The sequence below is a fragment of the Aerococcus tenax genome (assembly GCF_003286645.3).
Lineage (GTDB): Bacteria > Bacillota > Bacilli > Lactobacillales > Aerococcaceae > Aerococcus > Aerococcus tenax.
In genome coordinates, this window is record NZ_CP127382.2 from 1,193,107 (window position 1) to 1,215,119 (window position 22,013).

The window sequence follows — 22,013 nt, forward strand, 5'->3', positions numbered from 1 at the left end:
AAAATAAAAAAGCTCCCATACATTTTTGTATGAGAGCTTAAAAATCTATAGGGTTAAATTAACCATTTAGTCCTACTTTTTGCGTTTGCCTACAGCAAGAATACTACCTGCTCCGATAAGCACAAGGGCTAATGAGCTTGCTAGACCAGCAACTGCACCTGTTTGAGGGAGTTGAGAGTGAACTTTAGCAGTGCTTACTTTAGCCTCTGAAGATTGACCGACTTCATTATCCTTAACAACATGAGATGTTTTTGAAGGAGTAGTTTGAGAAGCCTTTGTATTTTCAACATTTTCTCCTAGTTTGGAAGGGTCGTCCTCTTCATGATGATTTACTGGAACAACTGGATTGGAAGCTGGTTCAGTTTCATGGTCTTCCTCATCATTGTCATCCTTAATGCCAGTATCCTTATCTGGATCAGTAATAATATTTCCAGTATTTTGGTTATCACCGCTTGTTTCATCTAGAACATGAGAAGTATCCTCATTGTCTGTTGGTTCATCCGCTGGTGTGTCTTCAGATTTATTATCATCACGACCTGCTTCATGTCCAATGACTTGAACTGGAATAGTAGCTTTGCCTCTTGGCAGGTCTTCGTCTTCGATAACTATTCTGATTGGACCATCAACATCTGTTCCTGGGGTAACTTCAATTTCACCAGTTTCTGGATTGATTTCGGCAGGAACTTCCTTACCGTCTTCATCAGTCGCCGTTACAGTTGTGGTGTCATCTGGATTGGTTACTGTGATACCAGTGCCTTGTTTTTCATCACTTGGATGTACTGGTTTAACAGCGCCTCCAATTTCGGTCTTAGGTGCATTATCATCGCGGCCTGCTTCATGCCCAATAACTGGAACTGTTACTTCTTGTTTACCTTCTGGCAATTCAGGATCTTCTATAGTAATGGTGATTGGGCCGTCAACATCTGTCCCTGGGGTAACTTTAACATCACCAAAGCGGCCATCTGTTACGACTTCTACTGGCACATCTTTACCGTCTTCGTCCTTAGCAGAAACTTTTGTCTCATCATCAGGATTTACAATGGTAATACCGGTTGATTGTTGGTCATCATTCTGATCTACGGGGTTAACCTTGCTGTCATCAACGCGGGTTTGTTCAGTAGCTGGCTTGCCTTCAGAACCATTATCATCGCGTCCATCTTCATGACCGTTAACTGGGACTGGAATAGTTGCTTTACCGTTTGGCAAGTCCTCATCCTCAATCACGACATTGATTGGACCATCGACATCTGTGCCAGGTGTCACTTCAACTTCGCCCGTTTCTGGGTTTATTTCAGCTGGAACTTTCTTACCATCTTCGTCAGTCGCAGTAACTGTCGTTTGATCAGTTGGGTTAGTTACCGTAATGCCGGTACCTTGTTTTTCATCACTTGGATCAACTGACTTAACCGCACCTCCAATTTCAGTTTTCGGCACATTGTCGTCTCGACCGTCTTCATGACCGTTGACTGGAACTGGGATAGTTGCTTTACCCTTTGGCAAGTCCTCATCCTCAATTACAACATCGATTGGGCCATCGACATCTGTGCCAGGTGTCACTTCAACTTCGCCCGTTTCTGGGTTTATTTCAGCAGGAACTTCCTTACCATCTTCATCAGTCGCCGTTACGGTTGTAGTGTCATCTGGATTGGTTACCGTGATACCGATGCCTTGTTTTTCATCTGTTGGGTCAACTGACTTAATAGCACCACCGACTTCAGTCTTAGGTTCTTCAACTGTCACAGCAACAGTTAATTTGTCTTCTGAACCATCTGGATAAGTAACAGTAACTGGAACTTCAGTGGTACCTGGCGTTTGACCATCTGGCAATTGACTTGGATCGTCTACTGTAACAGTTGGTTGGTCGCCTTCCGTTGGATAATCAGGAACATTGACTGCGTTCTTGATTTCTTCTTCAGTTGGAGCTTGGCCATGATCCTTAGTTACTTCATTCGCAGTTAGTTCGTATTTATCAGCAGCTGGCTGGTCTTTAACCGTTACTGGAACAGTTAATTTATCTTCGGTACCGTCTGGGTAAGTTACAGTAACTGGAACTTCAGTGGTTCCTGGAGTTTGGCCGTCTGGTAGTTGATTTGGATCGTCAACGGTAACAGTTGGTTGGTCACCTTCTGCTGGGTAATCAGGAACATTGACTGCGTTCTTGATTTCCTCTTCGCTAGGCGCTTCCCCATGTTCTTTAGTGACTTCCTCTGCAGTAGGTTCATATTTATCTGCTGCTGGTTGGTCTTTAACCGTTACTGGAACAGTTAACTTATCTTCTGAGCCATCTGGGTAAGTTACAGTAACAGGAACTTCAGTGGTTCCTGGCGTTTGGCCATCTGGCAATTGACTTGGATCATCTACTGTAACAGTTGGTTGGTCACCTTCTGTTGGATATTCAGGAACACTTACTGCATTCTTGATTTCTTCTTCAGTAGGAGTTTGACCGTAATCCTTAGTTACTTCACTAGCAGTTGGTGTGTACTTATCGGCATCTTGTTCAGTAGGTTCAGCTTCCTTAGTCACAAAATTGATGAATTGGTTGCCGAGATTATCTGTAACAGTTAAGGTACCACCATCGGTCAATCCTGTATCAGCAATTTCATAGTTTGAGTTAACTGGATCGAAACCCTCAATCGTCACCTTGTATTCACCTAAAGGAATACTTGCTAAGTTAAAGTTCTTAGTCACTGGGAATCCTGTTCCTCCAACCCATACCGAGCCACTCTCGAATTGGACAGAAGGATCTTCCATGCTGGTTAAAGTCACTTTAATATTTCTAAATTCTTCAGGAAGTGATTCTTCAGGGGTCTTACCTTCTTGAACAACTAATGGTTTACCATCGACTCTGATACTGTGAGTGACGTGAGCGGTTTCAGTTTCTGAACCATTATCATCTTGGTTAGCGGCATGGTTTTCTACCGGAACAGTGTAGTCTTGACTTCCACCTGGTAAGTCTTCATCACTAACTGTTACAGCGATTGGGCCATCAACATTTTCTGATGGAGTAAGCTTAATATTTCCATTTTCATCGATAGCAGCAGGAACATCCTGACCATCCTCATCCTTAGCGCTAACGGATGTAGGTGTTGCTTCATCCTGGTTAGATACAGTTAATCCTGTCTCTTGTTCCATTCCATCAGGTTTAACCGTTGTAGGTTGTCCTTCTACGCTTGTTGGGGTACGTTCAGCTTCTTTCACTGTTACTGGAACATTTACCTTGTCTTCTGAACCATCTGGATAAGTTACAGTAACTGGAACTTCTGTCTTACCTGGGGTTTGGCCATCTGGCAATTGACCTGGGTCGTCAACTGTAACGGTTGGTTGGTCGCCTTCTGCCGGGAAATCTGGAATGCTTACGGCATTCTTAACGTCATCTTCAGTAGTCTCTTGACCATGTTCTTTAGTTACTGTGTCTGCAGTTGGTTCGTACTTATCGGCATCTTGTTCAGTTGGCTCAGCAATAGTTACTGGTACATTTACCTTATCTTCCGAACCATCAGGATAAGTCACAGTTACAGGAACATCAGTTGTACCTGGGGTTTGACCATCTGGTAATTGACTTGGGTCGTCAACTGTAACGGTTGGTTGGTCGCCTTCTGCTGGGAAGTTTGGAATGCTTACGGCGTTCTTAACTTCATCTTCAGTTGGCGCTTGGCCGTGGTCTTTAGTTACTCCTTCAGTTGTTGGTTCGTATTTATCAGCGTCTTTTTCACTGGCTTCTCTCACAACCACTGGAACATGAACAACTTCTGAACTGCCGTCTAAGTAAGTTACTTTCACCCGAGAATCAACAGGGATATCATTGCCCTCTTCATCTTTAGGGGTTACTTGGCTCACATCTGGTTCAGTTTCCCAGGTAAATGTAGTGCCTTCTGGAAGTTCTGCAGCATTCGCAATACCGGCTTGTGGATCTGGCAGGCTACCAACTTCAGTTTCAATTAATTGCGTTTGTGGTTCATTGGTTGCAGCCAAGCTCAATTCATAGTAAGCGTCAAAGTAGGCATTCCCATAAGAACCAACTAATCGTTTGGTAGGTTCGCCATTATCGGCATAAGGTGTTTGTCCGTTAAGAGGGCCACCTGGCGTATCCACAAAGTCTTGCTCAACCCAAGTTTCAAATAAAAGTTTATTATTATTGTTCTTGGTATATTCAGCCATAGCCTGAGCAATATCTTGTGGAGTATAGCCTTCTGCTAGAGGGTAAACAATCGAATAGGTCCGTGGTTGGCCCAAGGTACCTTCTAGGATTCTATCATTGATATTAGTTCTAGCATTTTGCAAAGCCTGGATTTGTGTTCGACGGTCATTTGAATCAGCGTGGGCAATCGAGATAGCCGGCGTCTTACGTGAGTCCACGAGGCCTGAATCATTCATCACTAATGGAATCGGATCGATTGGTGCATTGGTTGACGTTCTGAATAAGTTTGGATTGGAAACATCATTCATAACCCCAATTTTCACGCTATTCTTATCAATATAAGGAACAAGTACTTTAGGAATTTGTTCCATGAAGTAGTGGACATTCGAATAACTTGATTCACTAAAGTTTTGGTCTGGTTGAACAGTATGACGGGAAATGATGGAGTTAGAAGCTTCATCGTAGTAAACACTGTGACTCATCCCTTTGTCATAGAAGTTACCATCTGCGAAACGCGAATCCCCGATAGCTCCGATTGTACCGTGAGGAGCATATAATTCAGGATTCTCTTCACGGGCTGGATTATTCGGATTATTCCGTAAAATAAAACCATTATCTAAAGATCTGCCTTCAATAAGGTTAAATTCGTCACCTGCACCTTTACCCGTTACCATGCCGACAGTAAAGGGTAGTGGGGTATCTGCTAGGCCTAAGTTTTCGAAAGTCGTGCCTTCTTTAAGGGTAACTCGAACATCCACATCAGAAATGGATCCTGTAATCCCCGCTTCCAAGTTGGCATTGGTTAAAGGCATGGTCCAGTCGCGGCCACTTGTCGCGCTTACCCATACTGTCTGTCCGCCTGCCATATTGCCCCGAGTCGTTTCAACTGACGCAATATTTTGGTAGAAGTCTGGGTTTTCAAAGGAAATGACATAACGTCCTGGATAAGTTGTCCCTTCTACAGTTCCCCAGCGTGTTGCTGCACTGGCAAAAGGCCAGAAGCGAATGGCTAAGTCAGCGGTATTCTCAGTTGTATCCATGACTTCAGTTGTATTGTAACGGATTGGACCGGCATTGCCAGGTTCATAGTCTTTCTTACCGAAAGTTTCTTCCTTGAAAGGAATCTCTTGGTTAATCGCAGCATCGAGATTTTCCTTATTTGGTGCTGGATCTTGAGCTGCCGCCCGAGTAGCTGTACCGCCAGTTTCTCCCTCTGTAGGCGCCGCATAGGTCACCACTCGAGGTTGAACTTCTTCTTCAGCTTCAGCTTGAACAGCGCTTTCTTCCACTGGAACTTCCTCTGCTTCTGCAACGGGTGCAGTTTCTTCCTTATCAGGCTCTTCTTCGTCATTTAGTTCTTTCACTACTGAAACATTTTCAGCAGAACTTGCCTCTTTAGCAGTTGACTCTCCTTCATTAAGGACAAGCTCACTGCTTTCTTCACTGACTTCTGCCGCAGCTACCTCTACTACAGCCGCATCACCGGCAAATAATAATCCTGCCGCAACAGCTACCGATGCTACACCGACACTTAAGCGCTTAATGGAGTAGCGGTAAAATTTATTAGCTCGTTTTTCCTTCTTAACTTGAAGGTTATTTTTCCCAACCATATTATTCCTCCTGTTTGGATATATTCATTCGAAATATTATATACTTTACTTCTCCATTATAATAATTATATTTTAAAAGAACAAATCTTAATTTAGCTTTCCCTTTGACTTAAGATTGGGACAATAGCTGTTTTTAGCGTCATGACGGGATTGATTAATAATTTCCGTTGACTTATTATCTATAAAAAATACAATTAATGTGCCTAATGAAAGCGTTTTTGTACTTAATTTATGCTGACCTTCCTACCTAAGTACTACTTTTTAACTTACCCAAGACACAAAAAACTCCCATACTGTTGTATGAGAGCTTTTTGAACTATGAAGTCAAATCAATAGCCTAGTCTTCTTTTCTTCTTTTACCAAGAGCGAGAATACTACCGGCTCCGATAAGAGCTAGGGCTAATGAGCTTGCTATGCCTGCAACTGCACCTGTTTGAGGGAGTTGACTTTGTACTTTGGCAGAGCTTGCTTTATTAGCTGATGGTTGATTTGCTTTTGTCGTTGCTGCATGAACTGCAGTGTTTGTATGAACTGGTTGAGCAACTTGATTGCCATGACCTGAGTGTCCTGGTTTTACCGTATTTGCTTGTGGAGAGGCTGGTTGAGCAGGTTGGTCATTATCGCTAGGTGCTGCGACCGTGTCAGAACCATTGTCATCGCGACCTGCAGCATGGCCTTTAACTGGAACCACGACTACCTTCTTACCACCTGGTAATTCTGGGTCAGTGATGGTGACAATAATTGGGCCGTCAACATCGGTGCCTGGGGTAACTTCCACTTCACCGGTTGTTGGGTTAATGACTACAGGAATGTTCTTGCCGTCTTCATCCTTAGCGGTTACCTTGGTGTCTTTATCAGGGTTATTCACCTTGATGCCAGTACCTTGTTGGTTATCAGTTGGGTTGACTTCTTTGACTTGTGAGTCATCTACTGTGGTCTTTTCAACTGTTTCAATTGGTGTATTAGGCTCATCAGAACCGTTATCATCGCGACCTGCTTCGTGTCCCTTAACTGGAACGGTAACTTTTTGCTTGCCACCTGGGAGGTCTGGATCTTCAACGGTAACAGTGATTGGGCCGTCTACGTTGGCACCTGGAGTCACTTCCACTTCACCGGTTTCCGGATTGATGACTACAGGAACATCCTTACCGTCTTCATCCTTAGCGGTGACTACCGTATCCTTATCTGGGTTATTAACCTTGATCCCAGTGCCTTGTTTTACGTCCGTTGGGTCAACAGCTTTAACGGCTGTACTGTCAACATTGGTCTTTTCACGAACTAAGTCTCTACCTGGGACAGTGTCTTGCGAGCCATCTGGGTAAGTGATAGTTGCGGTGCCATCATTGCCAATTTCAACCTTAGTTGGTTTTTGACCTTCTTTAGCTACTGGGAATTTATCCTTGTTGGCATCTTCGATGGCTTTCTTAACTTGTGCTTTTTCGTCGTCAGTTAAGTGGTTCTTGTCAGCGACTGGAGTCTTGTCAGCTGGAACGACTGGGTCCGTTAAGTCTGCTTGAGTCTTGTCTGAACCGTTGTCATCGCGACCAGCTTGGTGACCTTTGACAGGAACGGTGATTTCTTGCTTGCCACCTGGAAGATCTGGGTCTTCAACGGTAACAGTGATTGGGCCATCTACCTTGGTACCTGGTTTCACAGAGATAGAGCCGTCTTCCCCTACAGTGACAGGAATGTCTTGGCCATCTTCGTCCTTAGCAGTTACCTTGGTTTCAGCTTTCTTGTTGGTTACTTTAAGACCAGTATCTTGGACATCGTCAGTTGGGTTAACTTCCTTAGCAGTCCCCTCAACTTTAGTCTTTTCACGAACTAAATCAGTTCCTGGAAAGGTATCTTTCGAACCATCTGGGTAAGTGATTGTAGCGGTACCATCGTCGCCAACTTCAACCTTAGTTGGGTTTTGACCTTCCTTGGCTGCTGGGAATTTGTCCTTGTTAGCGTCTTCAATAGCTTTCTTAACTTGTGCTTTTTCATCGTCAGTTAAGTGGTTTTTGTCAGCGACTGGAGTCTTCTCAGCTGGGACAGTTGGATCAGTTAAGTCAGCTTGAGTCTTGTCTGAACCATTGTCATCGCGGCCTTTTTCGTGACCTTCCACTGGCACTTCGAATGTTTGTTTACCATCTGGTAAGTCTTTGTCTTCAACAGTGACAGTGATTGGGCCGTCAACCTTGGTGCCAGGGGTTACGGAAACTTTACCAGTTTCTGGGTCAACAGTTACCGGAACGTCTTGACCATCTTCATCCTTAGCGGTCACCTTAGTTGGGGTCTTGTCATCTTTGTTCTTCACAACAAGTCCGGTGTCTTGAGGATCGTTAGTTGGCTTAACAGTCTTAGGTTCGCCTTCTACAGTGGTCTTAGGTCTTTCTACAACTAAGTCTGTCCCTGGGATGGTGTCTTTAGAGCCATCTGGGTAAGTAATGGTTGCAGTTCCGTCATTGCCGATTTCAACCTTAGTTGGGTTTTGACCTTCCTTAGGCGTTGGGAACTTGTCCTTGTTGGCGTCTTCGACAGCCTTCTTAACTTTTGCTTTTTCGTCATCTGTTAAGTGGTTCTTGTCTTCGACTTCAGTCTTACTTGGAACAGTTGGATCAGTTAAATCGGCTTGAGTCTTGTCTGAACCGTTGTCATCGCGACCAGCTTTATGACCGTTAACAGGAACAGTGACTTCCTTTTTACCGCCTGGTAGATCTGGATCAGTGACAGTAACGGTAATCGGACCATCAACGTTCTTCCCTGGGGTGACTTCCACTTCACCGGTTTCTGGATTGATAACCACAGGAACGTCCTTGCCATCTTCATCCTTAGCGGTTGCCTTGGTGTCTTTATCAGGATTGTTGACTTTAACGCCAGTACCTTGTTTTTCGTCGGTTGGGTTAACAGCTTTAACCGCAGAATCATCAACATTAGTCTTTTCACGAACTAATTGGTCACCAGGAATGGTGTCTTTAGACCCATCTGGGTAAGTGATGGTTGCGTTACCTTTGTCATCAACGGTTACGGTTGTTGGGTTTTGACCTTCCTTAGGTGCTGGGAATTTATCCTTGTTAACGTCTTCGATAGCCTTCTTAACAGTATTCTTTTCATCTTCTGTTAAGTGGTTCTTGTCAGCGACTGGAGTCTTTTCAGCTGGAACGGTTGGATCTGTTAGATCAGCTTGAATCTTACCTGAATGGTTGTCATCGCGGCCTTTTTCGTGACCTTCTACTGGGACTTCGAAAGTTTGTTTACCGTCTGGTAAGTCTTTGTCTTCAACGGTGACAGTGATTGGACCGTCAACATTGGTACCAGGCGTTACAGAAACTTTACCAGTTTCTGGGTCAACAGTTACCGGAACATCTTGGCCGTCTTCATCCTTAGCGGTTACCTTGGTTGGCGTCTTGTCGTCTTTGTTCTTCACAACAAGGCCGGTGTCTTGAGGATCATTAGTTGGTTTAACTGTCTTAGGTTGGCCTTCAACGGTTGTCTTAGGTCTTTCGACGACTAAGTCTGTACCTGGGATAGTATCCTTAGATCCATCTGGATAAGTAATTGTAGCGGTACCATCTGGACCAACTTCAACTGTGGTTGGGTTTTGACCTGGTTTAGCTTCAGGGAATTTACCCTTATTAGCGTCTTCGACTTTCTTCTTAACTTCAGCTTTTTCTTCAGGAGTTAAGTTGGTTTTGTCTTCAACTTCAGTCTTAGCGGGAACAGTTGGGTCAGTTGTTTCCGATTGGGTTGGGTTCTTAGTAACTTTGACAGTTACAGGAACTTCATCCTTGGACCCATCTGGGTATGTCACCACAACAGTTGCTGGCTTGTCGCCTGGTGTCTTGGTGTCTACAGGTTGCTTGAAGTCAAAAGTAGTGCCCTTAGGTAACTTGTCAGCATTCTTGATACCATCTTTAGCGTTTGGTGTTTCGCCAACTTTAATGTTGATGTCTTGACCTTGTGGATCGTTCTTTTCTGCATCAGTTAAGTCTTTAACTTGGACTTTAGCTGGAACTTCTTCGCTTGAACCGTCTGGGTAGGTTACCACAACTGACGTTGGTTTTTCACCTGGGGTCTTGGTATCAACTGGATCCTTGTAGGCTACCTTGGTACCTTGTGGAAGGTCCTTCAGGTTCGCAATGGAATCTTCTGCTTTTGGTGTTTCACCGACTTTAACGGTTTGATCCTTTGCTTGTGGTTCATTCTTTTCCGCATCTGTCTTCTTAGTTGCGTTAGCTACAATGACTTCGTCTTTACTAATTGGTGTATCAGGTGCGACGGACCAAGTAATTGGTTCTTTGTAGTCCTTAGCTTTAGATGGAGCGATAGTTGCCTCTGGATACGAATCAGCTGAAATACCTTTACCATCTCTTACGTGAAGAACTTTTTCTGCAACTTGAGTTCCTTCACCAGCTTTAAGCGTTACCTTATGGTAGCCTTCGGGAACTGGAGCATTTGGATCAGTTGGTTTATAAACGTCAGGCCGTAGAGCCACATTGAAGGTAGCTTCAGTTGTGTCGGTGGTCTTGTCCCCGTAAGTGACCACAACTGGAATTTTGACATCCTTGCCTTCGTCAGCAGCTTGAGGTGTGTAGCTAACTTCCCCTGTCTTAGGATCGATTGTAGCACCCTTAGGAGCACCTTCACCTAGAGCGAAGATTGCGCCGGCTGGTGTGTCCGCTGGCTTATTAGCACTATCTTTGAAGCTTGGTGCTTTAGATTTAGCAGCTTGACCAACATTAGCCTCAGTTGGTTCATAGCTTGGTTCCAAGGCATCCTTATCCTGTTGTTTAACTGTGATTGGGGCCTTAGATTCTGCCTTGAGTTCGCCGTTCTTACCAGGCACAGTGACTTCAACCTTCTTACCGTCATGGTCTTTCTTGGTTAGAGGGGTATCAGTGGTGTAGTTTGGAACGTCTTTGAGGCCAACTTTCACGCCGTACTTGTCGAATTCTTCAGGTCCAACAACTTTTTCCACGCCATTGGCATCAGTTAATTTCACCTTAGTACCGGCTGGGTCAAGCTTGTTGTCGCCTTCCTTGCCTTCGGTATATTCTTTCTTGGTTGGTTCTTGAACGATTTCAACCTTAGCGATACCGACATTGTCTTCGTTGAAGCGTTTGTCTTCATAAACAGAGTGGTATTCACGAGTATCGCCTTTAAGCCCTTCCTCGACTGAAGTATCCTTGGCTAATTCGTTGTCAAAGATTGGTTCCCATGATGACCATTTCTTAGCTGGGTTGTCCGCTACTGGGTTTGTAGGTACAACTTGATCAAATTTAGTTTGAATTTCTGGGTCGTTAAACTTAGTTCCTTTAAGAACGTCGAAAGCTTTAACCTTAGAATTGTCCGCAAATTTACCAGTTACTGAACCGTCCTTGGTGTCCGCATTGAATTTTAGACGAACATAGCCTTCAGGTACAGGAGAGTTTGGATCGGTAACATCTTTAATCTTGTCTTGTTCTGCGACAATAACTGGTGCATTGGTGGTGTCTTGTGAACCGTCCTTGTAGGTCACAACCACAGGTACGCTAACCATGGTCCCAGCGTCAGCAGCTTTAGCTGTGTAGGTGACAACACCTGTGTTAGGATCAACTTTAGCACCCTCTGGAGCGTTTTCGCCTAAAGCGAACTTAGCGCCTTCTGGTTTGACAGTATCCTTGTCAGCTTGGTCAATGAATGTAGGCGTTGAAGTGACTTCTTCACCGACATTACTATGGACTGGGGTGTATTTCGGATCAACTAAGTCTTTTTCCTTAACTGCATTGTATTCTGCAACAAAGGTAACAGGTCTACCTTCTTCTAGCGGTTTAGTGTAGTCTGATAAGTCTTTAGCGTAGACCTTAGTATTTTCGTTATTTGAGTTTTCCTTCCAACCTTTAAATGGTTTAGCTGGATCATTCGGCGTGACATTTGGAATAACTAAAGGAGCAGCAGAACCTTTAGAGTCCTCGATAGCTTCTTGAATAGTCTTCCCTTTCAAGATATCATAGTAGACTTCTTGCTTATCACCATCAAATTTACCACTATTTCCTGGTAAGAAGCTGACACGAACGTAGCCTCTTTTTACTTCGTCATCTTTGTTAACTTTCTTAACTGGTGGACGTGCAATGAATGAGTCCGCATAAAGGGCATCAGTTAACTTATTTGCTTTGTTAGTTGAAGCGAAAATACCCGAGGTGTAAATCACATCATCTTCTAAATCATTAGGCACGGTAATTGGGATTGAACCATATTCACCTTTTTCGTCTGTAGTGAATTCTGTCACTTCGCCCACTGGCTTACCATTTCTAAACCATCTTTGTTTGTAAGGTTGGCTTGGGTGGAGTCCCTTAGTAGATGATTGAGCAGTGTCACCAGGACGCGCAAATTTCGCATTGGTGTCGTAGTTTGTCACATCGTGTACTGGTTGGGCAGCCAAGAGGGCAAATTGGATCCCATCGATATCAGTACCGGCGTTTAACTGACCCCCGATAGAGTAAGATGTTTGGAACATATTATCTTCATACATCTTCATCCAGGTGTCGCGGTTACCGGATAGTGGGTAAACGTAAGAGTAGTCGTAGTTAATGTGGCGATTCTTTAAGTTAACAACACCGTCCCAAACTCGTGAATCTTTATGGTTAATGTCTTCGTCTTTAACTAACTTACCATACTCTTCATCGCTTACCTTATGTGCAACATCTGCGACTGGATGTTGACGGTCTCTAGAAGCTCCATAAAGTCCCCTAAATGGAATGCGGAACTTTCCGTCCTTGTCAACCTTACCAACAACCGTTTCAGCGATGGCTGAGCTCTTGCCGTATTGTTGTTCATATTCAGAGATTATCTTTTGTTGGGCTTCCTTGAATTGTTGGTGAGTATAACCTTTGTTGGCTGCTTTCCAAGCATCGAATTGGCGGGCGACATGGTCGTTTACGTAAGAACCGACAACTTCCATACCAGTAGCCCAAATATCCCCATTACGTGGTTGGCCAAGGTATTCGTTGGTTACCCCACCATTGCTTTCATTAACTTCGTACCAAACTTTACCGCGCATGGTCCCGTAGATACCATCATCTGGCCAATAACCATCAGGAGTATTAGGTCTTACCCATTGGTCTTTAGGTTTAGCCAACCAGCCTTCAACATTAGGTTTCCGTTCATATTGGATAACCCCGTTAACAATTCGGTTAATTCCGGCCGTGAAGTCCCAGCTCTCTTGGGTCCGGTCTAAACGTGTTTGGAAACGTGCCCCGTACATATCCCCAGACTTAACTACAGAATAGCCTTCCATTGGAGACGCCCAAGTTCTTACACCAAAGTTAGGATCACCAGCTAATTTATATTGGGTCACGGAACCATCCGCTAAGATTACTGGACGAGATAGGTCAAAAATAAAGGACCCATCTGGTTTAACAACTGTATAGAAGATCGGGGAAACAACGCCCTTACCGTCCTTCCATTGCAAGTAAACTTTTTGACCAGCGGCTGGGACATCCCCCTTGTCCTCAGAACCAAATGCAGGTTCATTTTCAATCCAGGCCTTACCACGATAAATTTGGGTAGCATCTGGATTTTGACCAGTAGCATCAATGGCGTCCGCTTCACTGGTTCCGCCACCAGTAATAAGCTCGGTACCATTGGCAGCTTCTGCAGGCACATTGTCTGGTGTATTGATTGGCAAAGTTAAAATGTCATAGCTCTTATCAGGATAAGTCACTTTAACATGAGCTTCCTTGTCACCTTTTTGAGGTTTCTTCACCCATTCATACTTGGTTCCTTTAGGTAGAGAAGCTTTGTTTGCAACAGCTTCTTCAGCTTTTTTCTCTTCAATAGCGCCTGATTTTAAGCCAAAGGTTAAATCAGCAGTTGGCGCTGGTTCATTGGTATCCTTTTCTTTCTTATCTTCAGCAGCAAAGAATTTTAATTCTTCCGGTTGTTCATTTTCATCTGCAGCATAGTTGGCTGCTTTACTATCTGCTTTCTCAACCTTAGCTGCTTTTTCAGACTTAGCTTGTTCTTCAGCTTTCTTAGCTTCAGTCTTTTCAGCTTCCGCATCAGCTTTAACTTTTTCGGCTTGAGTTTTTTCTTCAGACTTCTTATCTGCTTCAGGTTGAGCCGGTTTCTCTTCTGCTTTTTCTTCAGTAAGCTTTGCTTCTTCTGCTACTGGTGTAGGAACTGCTTTGTCTTCAGCTGGACTTGCCACTGGAGCAGTCACTACTTCACTCGGTTTAGGGTCCGCTACCGGAGCTGGTGCACTAGGCGTTTCCACTGTTGAAGCTTTGACTTCGTTGGTGGCTGCTTGGGCGACAGCTGAATCGGAAGCAAATAGCAAACCTGCCGCTACTGCAACTGATGCCACGCCAACACTTAGGCGTCTAATCGAGTAGCGGTAGAATTTGTTGCTTTGCTTTTCCTTTTTCACCTTAAGGTTATTCTTACCAACCATATTCTTCCTCCTCATACTTATACAAATACGTTTCATTACAAAACAAGGACTTGATATGGCTATGGTACTCCAAATTTAAGTGCAAATTCAACGATTATAAAGTTTTGTTAATATTAAATTTATTATATCATTAACATTATTTATTTTATTAAAATATACAGACCTTGATAATCAAGGCTTTCTGACTGTTTTCATAGTTAAAAACAAGATGAATGGGTTTATATTTATTAAAAATAATCCACACTTTTATACATTTTTTGTTTTTTATTGGTAAATATACCGAGGTCAAAGACTGCTCGTTTTTTGGATCGAAAACTTCATTAAATAATAATGCCCAAGAAAAAATCCTCTTAAAGCCACTTTCTAAACTTGAAAGTGCTTTAAGAGGAATTGATTGGCTTAAATAATGAGCGACAGATCGATTACATTTCTTTAGGTGCTTGAACGCCTAAAAGTCTCAAGCCTTCAGTCAAGACCACTGACACCGCGTAAACTAAAGCTAAGCGAGCGTTTAATTGGTCATCTTCTTCAAGAACCCGAGTATGGGCATAATATTTATTAAAGCGTTGGGCTAATTGAAGCGTATACTTAGCGATCACACTAGGTTCATAACTTTCATAGGCCTTAGCAATAATTTCTGGGAAACGATTTAATTGTTTAACCACCGCATAAGACTCGTCATCAGCCAATTGTAAGTCCTCTAGACTTGGTTTACCAACATTAGCCTTACGCAAGATGGATTGTGCCCGGGCATTGGCGTATTGGACATAAGGACCAGTTTCACCTTCAAATTGGACCACTTCTTCTAATTGGAAGTCAAAGTTATTCAAGCGGTCATTCTTGAGGTCATGGAAGACCACTGCGCCCACACCAACGGCTTCGGCCACTTGGTCTTTATCAGTGAGGTCAGGGTTTTTACTGTTGATCTGCTCTTGGGCTAAACGAATCGCTTCCTTGAGGACAGATTCTAAGAGAACCACTTTCCCTTTCCGGGTAGAGAGTTTCTTGCCTCCTTGGGTAATTAAACCGAAGGGAATATGGTGAATATCTTCATACCAGTCATAGCCCATTTCTTTAATGACTGCTTTTAATTGTTTGAAGTGGACAGACTGTTCATTCCCGACCACATAGAGGCATTGGTCAAAGTCATAGGTCCGCTTACGGTAGAAGACGGCTGCCAGGTCACGAGTCATATAAAGGGTTGCCCCATCAGACTTCTTCACTAAGGCTGGAATCAAGTCATAAGCTTCCAAATCAACCAAAGTAGCTCCTTGGTCAACCTTGAGCAGGTCTTTTTCTTCTAACTCGTCAATCACTGCATCCATCTTGTCATTATAGAAGGCTTCCCCATTCATGGAATCAAAATCGATGCCTAGTAAATCATAGATACTTTGGAATTCTTCTAAGGATTTCTCCCGCATCCATTGCCATAATTCCAATTCTTCTGGGTTGCCGCCTTCTAATTCTTTAAAGGCTTGGCGCGCTTCATCATTCAAAGAATCGTCTTCATCAGCCATTTGATGGAAATAGACATACAAGCGGTTTAATTCCTTGATGGGATTTTGACGAACAGTTTCCTCGTCACCCCATTTACGGTAAGCAACGATGAGTTTACCAAATTGGGTGCCCCAGTCCCCTAAGTGGTTAATGCGAACCGGTTGGAAGCCCACCTTTTCAACGATGTTACCAATAGCGTTCCCAATAACGGTGGAACGGAGGTGTCCCATTGACATGGGTTTAGCAATGTTTGGGCTAGACATATCAATACAAATATTTTCTCCATCCCCAATAGCTAATTGTCCGTAAGCGGATTCCTTATCGAGGATATCTGCTAGGACAGCGGCAGAGATTTTATCTGCCTTTAAGAAGAAGTTAATGTAAGGCCCTACTGCTTCAACATGATCGATCAAATCATCACTGAGTTTTTCAGCGAGTTCACTGGCGATCTTTTGAGGCGCTTGGCGAAGTGATTTAGCGAGGATAAAAGCTGGGAAAGCCAGGTCCCCTTGGCCCTCATGCTTTGGTACTTCTAAGACATCTTCCACTTGTTCTAGGCTTAAATAATCACTAACTTCTGCTTGAATAATTTTTGCAATATGTTGTTTAATGTTCATGCTTTAACTCCTTTGTTAATGAGTCTTCCACCTTAACTTAACAAGGTGCGTCCTTCCTATTTTAGCATAAATTTGTTTATTTTGAAGACAGAAGACAAAAAGTCTTCCAGCTCATTCGATGAATTCTCATCCCTATTATAAACATTCCATCCAACTCCCAAAAACATAGCCAAATTAAAAACGACAGGTCTTAGCCTGCCGTTTTCTTCTATTAATTAATTTAATTATTTTTCAAGTGGTTGCCATTTCCATTCTTTAACTTCTGGCATGTCAGTACCGTATTCTACAATGTAGGCACGGTGTTCTTCTACCTTAGCGTTCATTTGGTCAATGAAGTCTTGGGCTTTATCGCCGTATACTACTTCAGCAACATGAGCCGCAAAGTGGAAGCGGTCGAGTTCGTTTAAGACACGCATGTCGAATGGTGTGGTAATGGCCCCTTCTTCACGGTAACCATGTGGGTAGAGGTTATGGTTGTGACGGTCGAAGAAGATGTCTTTGAGTAAGCCTTCGAAGCTGTGGAAGCCAAAGAAGACTGGTTTGTCTTTAGTAAAGACAGCATCAAATTCTTCGTCAGATAAACCACGTGGGTCAATATTTGGATGACGGAGACGGTAGAGGTCAACCACGTTCACGTAACGAATCTTCAATTCTGGGAAGGCTTCGTGTAAGTAGGAGATGGTTGCAATGGTTTCTACAGTTGGTTCAGTACCAGATGCAGCGATCACTACGTCAGGTTCTTCCCCTTCTTCAACGGTAGAAGCCCAGTCAATGACCTTGTAACCCTTGTCAACAAATTCTTCAGCTTCTTCAACTGAGAAGAATTGTGGACGTGGGTGTTTAGAAGTCACGATGTAGTTAATCACGTTTTCTGAACTTAAAGCCTTATCCATCACAGCTAATAGAGAGTTGGTATCTGCAGGAAGGTAAGCCCGTACAAATTCACCCTTCTTCTCTGCCAAGTGGGTTAATAAACCTGGGTCTTGGTGAGTGTAACCATTATGGTCTTGTTGGAAAGCGGTAGAAGAAGAAATCAAGTTCAATGATTGATAAGGTTTATGCCATTTGTATTCGCTGGCTTCACGCATCCATTTGAAATGTTGGGTGATCATGGAGTCAACTGTCCGTAAGAAGGCTTCATAACTAGCAAAGAAACCATGGCGACCGGTTAAGGTATAAGCTTCTAAGAAACCTTCCATTTGGTGTTCGGATAATTGTGAGTCAATCACACGACCAGATGGTGACATCCATTCATCGTAGTTATCCTTAATTGGTTCTAACCATTGACGTTTGGTGACATCGAAGACCTTGTTCAAGCGGTTAGACTTAGTTTCGTCTGGCCCAAAGATGCGGAAGTTGTCTGGGTTCTTTTCGATAACGCCAGCTGCATAGCCACCCATTTCAATCATGTCTTGAGCGTCGCGTTCACCAGGTGTCTCGAAGTCAAGAGCATAGTCACGCCAGTCTGGTAAGTCTAAAGGTTTAGGATCGATGCCTCCGTCAGTAATTGGATTGGAAGCCATCCGTTGGTCACCCTTAGGCGCAATTTCAGCAATTTCTGGACGTAATTGACCATCTTCAGTAAAGAGTTCTTCTGGACGGTAAGATTTCAACCAATCAACTAAAGCGTCTACATGTTCCATATTCTCAGCGTTCACTGGAATTGGCACTTGGTGAGCTCTGAAGGAACCTTCAATGTCGTTACCTTCCCATGCCTTAGGACCAGTCCAGCCCTTAGGTGTCCGGTAAAGAATCATTGGCCAGTTGCCCATGGTTGCCTCTTCAGCTGAACCCTTACGTGCTTCGCCTTGGATGGATTTAATCTTTTCAATAGCTTGGTCTAAGGTTTTAGCCATGAGTGGGTGAACCTTTTCAGGATCGTTGCCTTCAACCACCATTGGATCCCAACCTAAGCCTTGGAAGTACTTAATCAAGTCTTCATTGGATTTACGTTCTAAGATGGTTGGGTTAGCAATTTTACCCCCGTTTAAGTAAAGGATTGGTAAGACTGCACCATCAGTCACTGGGTTAATGAAGCTGTTAGATAACCAGCTGGCTGCTAGTGGACCAGTTTCAGATTCCCCGTCACCAATCACAGTGGCTGCAATCACATCAGGGTTATCAAGAATGGCACCGGTTGCGTGAGATAAGGAATAACCGAGTTCCCCACCTTCATGGATAGAACCTGGAATCTCAGCGGTCGCATGTGAGCCTGTTCCGCCTGGGAAGGAGAAGTACTTGAAGAATTTTTGCATTCCTTCCTTGTTTTGTGGGTATTCTGGATAATGTTCACTCCAGGTCCCATCTAAATAAGCATTGGCTTGCATCACTTGGCCACCATGTCCTGGTCCTTCGATATAGAACATGTTTAAGTCATATTTATTAATGACACGGTTCAAATGAGCGTAAACAAAGTTTTGCCCGGCAATGGTTCCCCAGTGTCCAATTGGGGTGATCTTAACGTCATCTGCCGTTACTTCACGGTCTAATAAAGGATTATCCCGTAAGTACATTTGCCCAACAGATAAGTAGTTAGCGGCACGCCACCAGGCATCCACTTTATCTAAATACGCTTTTGAATCAAAATCAGTCATTTTTTGATTTCCTCCTTTGAGCGAGTCGCTCTTATTTCTATTAATAATAACTTATCGCTTACCCATGACCACATGATAACATAGTCACAATCTTTTGAGAATAGCTTAAGAGCAAGATTTTTTGTTTATTTTCTTAAAATACAATCAAAGAAAGAAACGTTAATATGATCACTATTTAAGCGCTATAATGACGGACGTTCTTGGCAATGTCGATCAAGACTGCGATCGATTGTTCAATTGTTTCAATTGTCACAAATTCATAAGGTCCATGAGTATTTTCGGCTCCTGAGAAGAGATTTGGGGTTGGCAGCCCCTTATGAGAGAGAATAGCCCCGTCCGTTCCACCACGCATAGGTGCTTCAAAAGCTTCCACATTATTTTTCAAATAAGCGTCTCGAGCTAGATCAATTACCCAGGGGTAATCTTTAAGGACTTCGTACATATTGTCATATTGGTCAACAATCCGATAAGTAATTCGCTCTTCACCGATTTCTTGGTTTAAACGAGCGACTTGTTCTTCAAAGTAAGCCAATTTTTCTTGCATTTTTTCCTTATCATGGTCCCTTAAGTAATAAAACTGGTTGAGATGGTCAATCGTTCCTTCTTGGCGGATCAAGAAATAGAAGCCTTCCCGACCACTGGTCTTTTCGGGCACTTGGTTAGCGGGGAGACTGGTAGCTAAACGGGCACCCCATAAGAGGGCATTAATCATGGAGTCCTTAGCCGCCCCGGGATGAACACTACGTCCTGAGATAGTAACATTGGCTTGCTTAGCATAGAAGTTCTCATAAGTCAGAGTCCCGTACCGACCGCCATCAATGGTATAGGCAAAGTCGGCTCCAAATTGGTCGATATCAAAGTATTTAGCTCCTCGGGTGCCAATTTCTTCGTCTGGTCCAAAAGCGACCCGAATCTTGCCATGAGGAATTTCGGGGTGGTTAATCAGATATTCCCCAAAAGTAACAATGGAAGTAATCCCTGCCTTGTCATCGGCTCCCAGTAAGGTCCGTCCATCTGTCGTTACCAGAGTATGGCCAACCACATGTTTTAAACGGGGAAAGTCCTTTGGCGAGAGCACCATATCCTCTTCCTCATTAAGGACAATATCACCACCGTCATAATTCTCAATCACTTGGGGTTGGATATTTTCGGCATTGTAATCGGCGGTGTCCACATGGGCAATAAAACCCACAGTAGGGATATCTTCATCAGGAAGAGTGCTAGGAATGGTGGCTGTCAGGTAGGCATCCTTGGGATTATAGAAGCAGTCTTCAAAGCCCAATGCCTCGATTTCATCCTTTAATTTAAGGGTAAATTCTTCCTGGCTGGGAGTCGAAGGAATAGTAAGCGAACTTTCATCACTGCGAGTGTTGACTTTAGCGTATTTGATAAAACGATTTAGAATTTGCTGTTGTTGTGTATTCATCATTTTTCCTCTTTCTAGTAAAAATGGGATCAAAGAATTGCTCTGATCCCATTATCGGTAATATTGTATGAACTTTTACTCGCCATAAGTTGCTGCACGGAAATAGGATTGAGCCCCATTGGTTTGGTTAATAACCCCTTTGAGCTTAGGATCAATCATATTAGCGAAAGCGCCTTGGTAAATTGGTGCCAAAGCTTGGTCATCTTGAACCAATGTCCGCTCAGCAGCTAACAAGGTATCCCAACGTTCTTTGGGTTGGTTAGCTAAAGTTGTCCGGGCTTGGTTTAATTGTCCATCAAAAACTTCAGAATTATAGAAACCCGTATTCAAGGTCGAATGAGATTCAAAGTATTCTAAGTAAGCGATTGGATCAACATAGGAAGGAATAAAGGTTCCTAACATAATATCGTAATCCTTGCTTGCGGCAATGCTTTGACGACTCTTGAGGGGCACGTTACGGATAGTGACTTCAATACCAGGCAGGTTCTTTTGCCATTCCCCTTGTAAAAATTCGGAGGTTGATTTGGAGACATCCGTATCTGAGGTTAAGAGCTCAATACTAATCTTATCTCGTCCTAAGTCAGCCTTAGCCTTTTCAAATTCTTCTTTAGCCTTATCAACATCATAGGAGGATAGCGAACCGTTTTGGGCCCGGAAATCTTCACCAGTATCTGGGTCTTGGTCATGTTCTTTAGGTATCCAACCATCAATTGGGGTTGACCCGTCTTTGAGCACGTTTTGGACAAAGGCTTCTTTATCGAAGGATGAAGCTAAAGCCTTACGTAAGTGAACATTATTTGTTGGTTCACGGGTAAAGTTAAATTGTAGATAGCCCACTAAACCAGAGGGGTCGACAGTTAAGGCTTCATTATTTTGCTCTTGTTCCACATAAGGGTTGCCAACTTTGGTATATTGAACCTTCCCGTTTTCAAAGAGATTAAAGTTGGTCGACATTTCTTTAGAAACTTGCCAATTAATAGTATCTAGGTGGACATTGTCCTTATCCCAATATTGGTCGTTTTTCTTTAATTGGAAGCTTTGTTCGTTACCGGTCCAGCCATCAACCACAAAGGGACCATTGAAGGCTGTCTTATCTTGGGAGGAGCCATAGTTATCGCCAACCTCCTTGGCCAGTTTCTCACTTTGAGGCAAGTAAGCAGGAGTCCCTAGTAAGCCTTTGAAATAAGGCGTAGGCGCTTCTAAGGTAAACTCTAGGGTCTTATCGTCAATGGCCTTAACCCCTAATTGATCGGTTGGCAGCTCACCATCTGAAATTGGCCGAGCATTCTTAATCACAAAGAACTTGTTGACATTTTCTGAGATCGCATTAGGGTCAACCGCTTTACGATAGGAAAAGACAAAGTCTTGGGCGGTTACTGGCTCTCCAGTTGACCAATTAGCATTGTCTCGAATCTTGAAGGTGTAAGTTAAGCCATCTTCAGATACCTCAGGTTCTTCCGCTGCTATTCCTAGTTCATTGCCACCATCAATAGAAGGACGGTAAAGACCTTCAGTGACATTAGCTAAGACATTTTGGGTGGGAATATCGGAAGAGGCAATACTGTCCAAGGAAGCTAGCTCCCCATCGGCAGTCGCCGTAATTTCTGTCTGCCGGGAAGACTCACTCCCACTCCCTCCTGAACATCCTGCTAAGGCCACTAGAACACTAAATAATAAGCCTAAGCTTTTCACACCTAACTTCATAAGATCGCTTC

At 43.5% G+C, this 22,013-nt stretch carries 6 protein-coding genes; all 6 read right to left on the bottom strand.

Going from position 1 to position 22,013, the window contains the following annotated elements:
* Positions 1–72 precede the first annotated feature (72 nt).
* Positions 73–5,748, bottom strand: coding sequence for a Rib/alpha-like domain-containing protein (locus DBT50_RS05670; protein WP_111853146.1), 5,676 nt, complete (start codon positions 5,746–5,748; stop codon positions 73–75).
* A gap of 337 nt (positions 5,749–6,085) precedes the next feature.
* On the bottom strand, positions 6,086–14,164 hold the full coding sequence (locus tag DBT50_RS05675) for a Rib/alpha-like domain-containing protein (protein ID WP_181566068.1): 8,079 nt from the start codon (positions 14,162–14,164) through the stop codon (positions 6,086–6,088).
* 422 nt (positions 14,165–14,586) lie between these two features.
* On the bottom strand, positions 14,587–16,278 hold the full coding sequence (gene argS / locus DBT50_RS05680; protein ID WP_111853144.1) for an arginine--tRNA ligase: 1,692 nt from the start codon (positions 16,276–16,278) through the stop codon (positions 14,587–14,589).
* A 224-nt stretch (positions 16,279–16,502) separates the two neighbouring features.
* Positions 16,503–18,872 carry a phosphoketolase family protein gene (locus DBT50_RS05685; protein ID WP_111853143.1) on the bottom strand — a complete coding sequence of 790 codons (2,370 nt, stop codon included), beginning with the start codon at positions 18,870–18,872 and terminating at the stop codon, positions 16,503–16,505.
* A gap of 175 nt (positions 18,873–19,047) precedes the next feature.
* Entirely contained in the window at positions 19,048–20,298 is a 1,251-nt protein-coding gene (pepT, locus tag DBT50_RS05690; RefSeq protein ID WP_111853142.1) for a peptidase T, read from the bottom strand.
* Positions 20,299–20,373: 75 nt separating this feature from the next.
* Positions 20,374–22,002, bottom strand: a complete 1,629-nt coding sequence (locus DBT50_RS05695) for a peptide ABC transporter substrate-binding protein (protein WP_111853141.1) — start codon at positions 22,000–22,002, stop codon at positions 20,374–20,376.
* Positions 22,003–22,013 lie beyond the last annotated feature (11 nt).